5 protein-coding genes are annotated in these 5,265 nt (G+C 59.5%); 1 reads left to right on the top strand and 4 read right to left on the bottom strand.

Features of this window, described 5'->3' with window-relative positions:
• Positions 1-180: 180 nt before the first annotated feature.
• Both WBP53_RS05795 and WBP53_RS05790 read right to left on the bottom strand, forming a co-directional pair.
• Positions 181-1,065, bottom strand: coding sequence for a class I SAM-dependent methyltransferase (locus tag WBP53_RS05795; RefSeq protein ID WP_423926852.1), 885 nt, complete (start codon positions 1,063-1,065; stop codon positions 181-183).
• A gap of 377 nt (positions 1,066-1,442) precedes the next feature.
• Positions 1,443-2,801 (bottom strand): PA2928 family protein, encoded by a 1,359-nt coding sequence (locus tag WBP53_RS05790; protein WP_423926850.1) that lies wholly within the window; start codon positions 2,799-2,801, stop codon positions 1,443-1,445.
• A 438-nt stretch (positions 2,802-3,239) separates the two neighbouring features.
• On the opposite strand from WBP53_RS05790, the gene WBP53_RS05785 reads away from it, so the two are divergent.
• Positions 3,240-3,932 carry a hypothetical protein gene (locus WBP53_RS05785; RefSeq protein ID WP_423926848.1) on the top strand — a complete coding sequence of 231 codons (693 nt, stop codon included), beginning with the start codon at positions 3,240-3,242 and terminating at the stop codon, positions 3,930-3,932.
• Between the two features lie 237 nt (positions 3,933-4,169).
• Here the strand turns inward: WBP53_RS05785 and WBP53_RS05780 are convergent, their stop codons facing one another.
• Positions 4,170-4,976 (bottom strand): hypothetical protein, encoded by an 807-nt coding sequence (locus WBP53_RS05780; RefSeq protein ID WP_423926846.1) that lies wholly within the window; start codon positions 4,974-4,976, stop codon positions 4,170-4,172.
• 12 nt (positions 4,977-4,988) lie between these two features.
• A partial coding sequence (locus WBP53_RS05775) for a GGDEF domain-containing protein (protein ID WP_423926844.1) occupies positions 4,989-5,265 on the bottom strand: 277 nt, incomplete at its 5' end.

The raw sequence follows: 5,265 nt of genomic DNA, 5'->3' as shown, positions 1-5,265 counted from the left end.
GGTGACAGGCGAGTCGTCGATGGCTTGCAGATTACCTACAAGCTGGAGAAGCTCGACGAGATGGTCGCCCTCTGCGAGATCACTGGAAAGAAGCTCTTTCTTGACCAGACCCGAACCAAATCGCTCGAAATCGTCGATTGATCCTTTCGCCGGTCACGTATCGCTGACCGGCTCCAGTCTCTATCGACGGATGGCGAGCACGCCATCGAGTGCGAGCTGCGGCTTGAACCCGGCCTTGTCGAGACGTTTGCTGACCTCGCGTGGCAGGTCGCGACCGCTGGTGAGCTTGTTCGGGCTGCCCGTGTAGTGGAACAGCCGACCACCTCGGCGCAGGACGCGTGAGAGCTCGTCGTAAAAGGCCTGTGAGTACAGTTCGCCGGCGATGCCGAAACGCGGCGGATCATGCAACAAGGCATCGACGGATGCATTGGGCAGGGTGCTGACTGCTTGCGAGATGTCGGCATGACTGAGATGCAGACGTCCGCCGCTCGTCGGCGCGTCGGGATCCGGGGACCATGGATTCAGCGTTCGCAGCCAGAGTACGCTGGAGTTTTTCTCATACGAATCAATATCTGCAGCCCCGGCCTCCAGGCAGCACGCGGCAAAATAGCCAAGCCCGCCACAGGTGTCGAGAATTCGCTTTCCCCGCGGCTCGATCAGCGCCACTTTTCTGCGTGCGTCCTCCATCGGCGAGATCTTCGAGGTCACCAGCATCTTGATGCCGTCGATCTCGAAAGTCGGCGCGCCCCATTCAGTGGGCACCAGCTTGATCAGCGATCCGGCAAACCGGGAGACGACTTCAAAGTCATTGCCGCCCCAGTAGCAGATTGTCCGTTCCCTGATTTTTACCGGGTAGGGAAAGGTCCGTTCGCGCCACTGCCAGGCTTCGGGCAACAAGCGAACAGTGTCAGTCGACAAGCCAAGATCGAGTGAACCACTCCAGTCAGCTGCACCTGCACTGCGTGCTGCATTCAGCGATTCGGCGACAGCATGGACAAGCAGGGGACCGGAATAGTGCGGCACGTTGAACAGGCTCCCGGGCGAACGAATGGTGTGGGGTCGCATCGTAACCCGCGGCAAGTTCAGGCAGGAGGTCTGCCTTCGTTGTGGGTTAGGGCAACGCTGAACAAGTGGCGCAGCCGTCACGACACCTGTCTGCGTGCAGGTCGCGGCGCGCTGACGCAGATGGACTGGCCGTCCTTCAAGGCAGCGCAACAAAGAGCTGCGCGCAGACAGACGTCGCCTAACCGATTGTTTTTCATTTGAAACAGGTGCCACTCAGAAGGCCCGCCAATCGCACCGCGAGTCTTGCCAGGGCAACCAGCCTTCACTTCGCCTCGCAGCACGACTGGCAGACCTTCTGAACGCCATGACGGTTGTGCCACTTGTTCAGCGTTGCCCTAGGGACCACACCAGCGCCGATTGCATAATTCGTAGGTCGCTCAGGGCGGCATCCCGGTTTCCAGGGCTTCACGCGTGAAGCCCTCGGCGGTCAGGTCGAGGACGATCGACTGGCCCGTAGCCACGTCGACGCGAACAAGTTTCGCGTGTGCGACGCCGTTTTCCTCGCGTTGTACATCGGCAGAAGCCGGCTCGCTGCCCCACAGCACCAGGTCGTTCTCGCCTCGCATCACCGACGACAGTGACACCATTGGCAGCGGCGTATTCCAGACGCGCTTGCCAAGCGGGCCGGATATCCGGCTCAACTGCAGTCGCCCAGCCGGGCCCAACCTGTCCGTGTGCAACACGAGTACGCTGTCCGGGTCGCGATACCAGAATGGAACGTCGGCATCGCGATTCCCGCGCAGCAATCCGGCGCGCAGCAAGGTCGGTGAATCGGGAAGCGCGGCGTAGTCGCTGAACGCGGTTCGCGTTCCCCAGTTGTCCGGCAGTTCCTTCGGCCAGTCGGGCGGCGCGGCTGATACTTCCTTCGTTCGTGCGCGCCAAAGACGATAGGGCTGGGGCAGGGGATCATTGATCGGCGTCGGTACGTGGTTCTCGTTGAGGAACTGCTGCATGACACCGGGGCGCTCATTCGGCTCGTGCCCAGGGACCACCGGTGGTTTGCTCAGCTGATCAGCTTCCGCATCGGTAAGCACACCCAGCCAGTATTCACCGATGCGAAGGCCGCGTATCTGGAACTGACTGGTTGCCGAGGGCAGGGAATTCGCTGGCGGAACAATGGAGTCGGGTCGGCTGACCGGTGTGTCGCGTGGAGCTGCGGAAAGATCGGCAGCATCGATGCGCCACTGGCTGGCATCGTCGAGTGTCAGTTGCAGGCCGTTCCTGCCGAACGCAACGTAGCCCGGGTCGAAGAGGAGCTTGCCGGCCAGCATCGGATTGCGTTGTTCGATTCGCGCAGAATCCGCAACCACATGGCCGTCATCCAGGGCAATTCCCAGCGGCCCATCCAGATCGAGCCAGAGTGTCTTGCCATCGACTCCGAGGATCCTGAAGCCGGGCAGGATGCGACCCTCGCGTTCCCGCCCCTTGAAAGAGCGCATTCGCTTGCGCCAGGCGACCGTGGCGGTCGCTGCATCCAGCGCCCATAGATCGACATGCAGGTAGTCCGTGCGTATCCGGTTGCCGCCGCGTCCCGTCGCCAGGTAAAGGGTCTGGGACTGCGTGCTGACCAGATAAATGCGATCGACATCAGCGTGCGTGGCGCGCAGCGGCATCGATTGAAACAATGCAGGTTGCAAGCCCTGCCCGGGACCGAAGCCGAATCCGGCCGCCAGGGAGGCGGAATCGCTGCCCCGAAGAAACAACCAGCCCAGCGCCGCCAGCCCGACCAGAAACATGGACGCCAGGAGCCACGCACCGGTTCGGCGTGGCGATCGGGTTTCCGTTGGTGATTGGATGTGTCGGGACTGCATGAATAGGGAAACGGTATTTGATGCCGTGAAAGGACAGCAATTTCTGAAACAAGACAATGTTGATCAAGTGGTGCACTCGTAGAGATCCCTGCCGGACTGGGCGTTTTGTCGGCGACAATGGCGGTACCATCCATCACCTCGGCTGGGGAATCCTTATTGAGATCGGACAAGTGGTTGCGTACTGCCATGTTGCCGGGTTTCATTCAGAGTTTCGCAGCGCTGTGCTATGGTTTTTTGCACCTGCGAACTTTGCTGACGGGGTCCAAAATGAGTTGGAAAGGAACGTGTTGTTGCATTGCCTCAATCATCTCTCTTGTCGCTTGCAGCGGTATTGCGTTGGCTGCATCGGGCGGAACCGCTGTCGTGCGTGTGACGACGACTCCAAACTTCCGCGAGGCAGACCTGCGTTATTCAGGAACGCCGGCCGGCGAAGTGCGGCTGAATGACAATGGCATCGCAACGATCCGCGCCGAGGTAGAAAGCGGGCAACACCATTCGACCCTTGCGTTGATCGATCCGGATCTCGTGAACGCCGGCTACTACCTGGCTTCGATCACATGTGATGATCCGGGGAGTGCGCGGCGCAGTTCCGGGAATCTCGAAAACAGGAAGGCCACTTTCGAAATCGAGGATGATGAAACCGTGACGTGCACCTTCGCGTTGCAGCAGCCTTCGTTCTCGTGCAAGTGCCCGAAGGAAGGAAACTGGAACGTGGTCAACAACACCGGCAGCATGGCCTGTACGGGTGTGGTTTCGATGACAAGCCCGCTCGCGGCCAGCAGTTCGAAGGGGACGCTTGAGGTCAACGATGCCTGCGATACCGTTCTTGCCAAGGGCATGTCCGATGACGAGGCTGACCTTGAGATGCGCCTGCAGCCGGATTGCAGCTGGCTCGGTACGGTTGGCGCTGAACAGGATGGCGTGCCAATGGTCATCACCTTTCGCTGGAACCTCGAGAACGAGAAGCGGATCCTTGGCGATCTAGAATCCACGGTTTCGCAGCAGGGAATGATATGCCGAATGTCACGGACGTTTCGGCTGGACTTTGAAAGCTGACTTTCGCTCAGGTGATGATGGCGAGCTGAGCGATGCGGAGCGACACTCTCCGCATTTTTCAGCCCGTGCAGGACTTCGGCCCTGTTGTATTCGGTGTTTTCAGCGTTTCAGATCAGAGCCATCGCTGGCCCCGACTAATGCGCCATACGACTGATTGATGACCATTCTTGTAGCGTTCAACTGCAATCGGCCACTAGAGACTGCGCTATCCACGCAGTTCAAGTCGTCCAATCTGCCTCAGTCCCGGACTGAACTCGAGATCCGCCGGCAAAATGGTTTTCGGATTGGGTAGATAGTCAATCTTTCTGGATAGCATCGCCTCATCGAGACCGAGCTGCGCGCGCGCTTTGACAACCAGACTATCCAGATCGGCTTCATTCGTTTCGAAGTCCGCCCACTCCAGCTTGTCTGTGGCACGCGAGTTCGGTAGTGACCGCCTGTAGTCATCGAGACACTCGACAGCCAGGGCGACCAGATCGATGTCCGGTATCGGAGTGTCCTGTACGTCCCGAATGATAATTTGAGACGCAGTGAATGCTCAGGATTCGTCGCGGCTTCATCAAAGCCGCGATAGACGAGCTCGCTGCAGACGACCTGGCTGGAATCGTTTGCGATGACAACATCAAGCGCCATTCGTACGAACCGGCGCAACCTCTGGTCACCCGGAATCTTGTTGCGTACCGCACATGCAATGCCGAGCGTGATCAGCGAAGTCATCGGGTAGGGAACGCCAAGGTAGCGGTTGGTGGCAGCGAGCAGGGCCGCGCGACTCTTGTTGTCGCCAGGAGTCGGCCGCAAAGGACGAAACACATCGATGAAGTGGAAGTGGGCTCCCATCTGCGTACGCTCTGCCAGGCTTGCATGACGCACGCCGCTCGCCGCCGCCTCGATTAGCTGCGCGTCCTCAATGACCATGGCGGCGTGGCTATAGGCACTGTCGCCCACCCATGCAATAAGCTTTGACAGCTCGCCGGTGCCCATGTGCAGCAATACGTCACCCGGTTGGAGAACATCGATCTTGAGTGGTTTCATCGCAGCGTTCATGTCATTTCCTTGTCAGGTGCCGGCGGGGGCCAGCGGATGGATACCTACCCGATTGCGGCCCTTTGCCTTTGCCTGATAAAGGGCCTGATCGGCGTGTTCGAGCAGTTGTTCAGCCGTTTCATTGTCAGTGCCAAGACACGCCACTCCGATGCTCGCGGTCACTTTCAGATCGATGCCGTCGGCATTGATGGCGAGCTGCTCTATGCTTTGTCGCAAACGTTCACCGATGTCGAGAGCCTCGGCCCTCGATGCGCCCGGTAGGATGGCCAGGAATTCCTCGCCACCGTAG

Source organism: Dokdonella sp., from assembly GCF_049593775.1.
In the GTDB taxonomy this organism is placed as follows: Bacteria; Pseudomonadota; Gammaproteobacteria; order Xanthomonadales; family Rhodanobacteraceae; genus Dokdonella.
The sequence above is the reverse complement of the archived record's forward strand: the minus strand, read 5'-3'. Positions and strand labels throughout refer to the sequence as shown.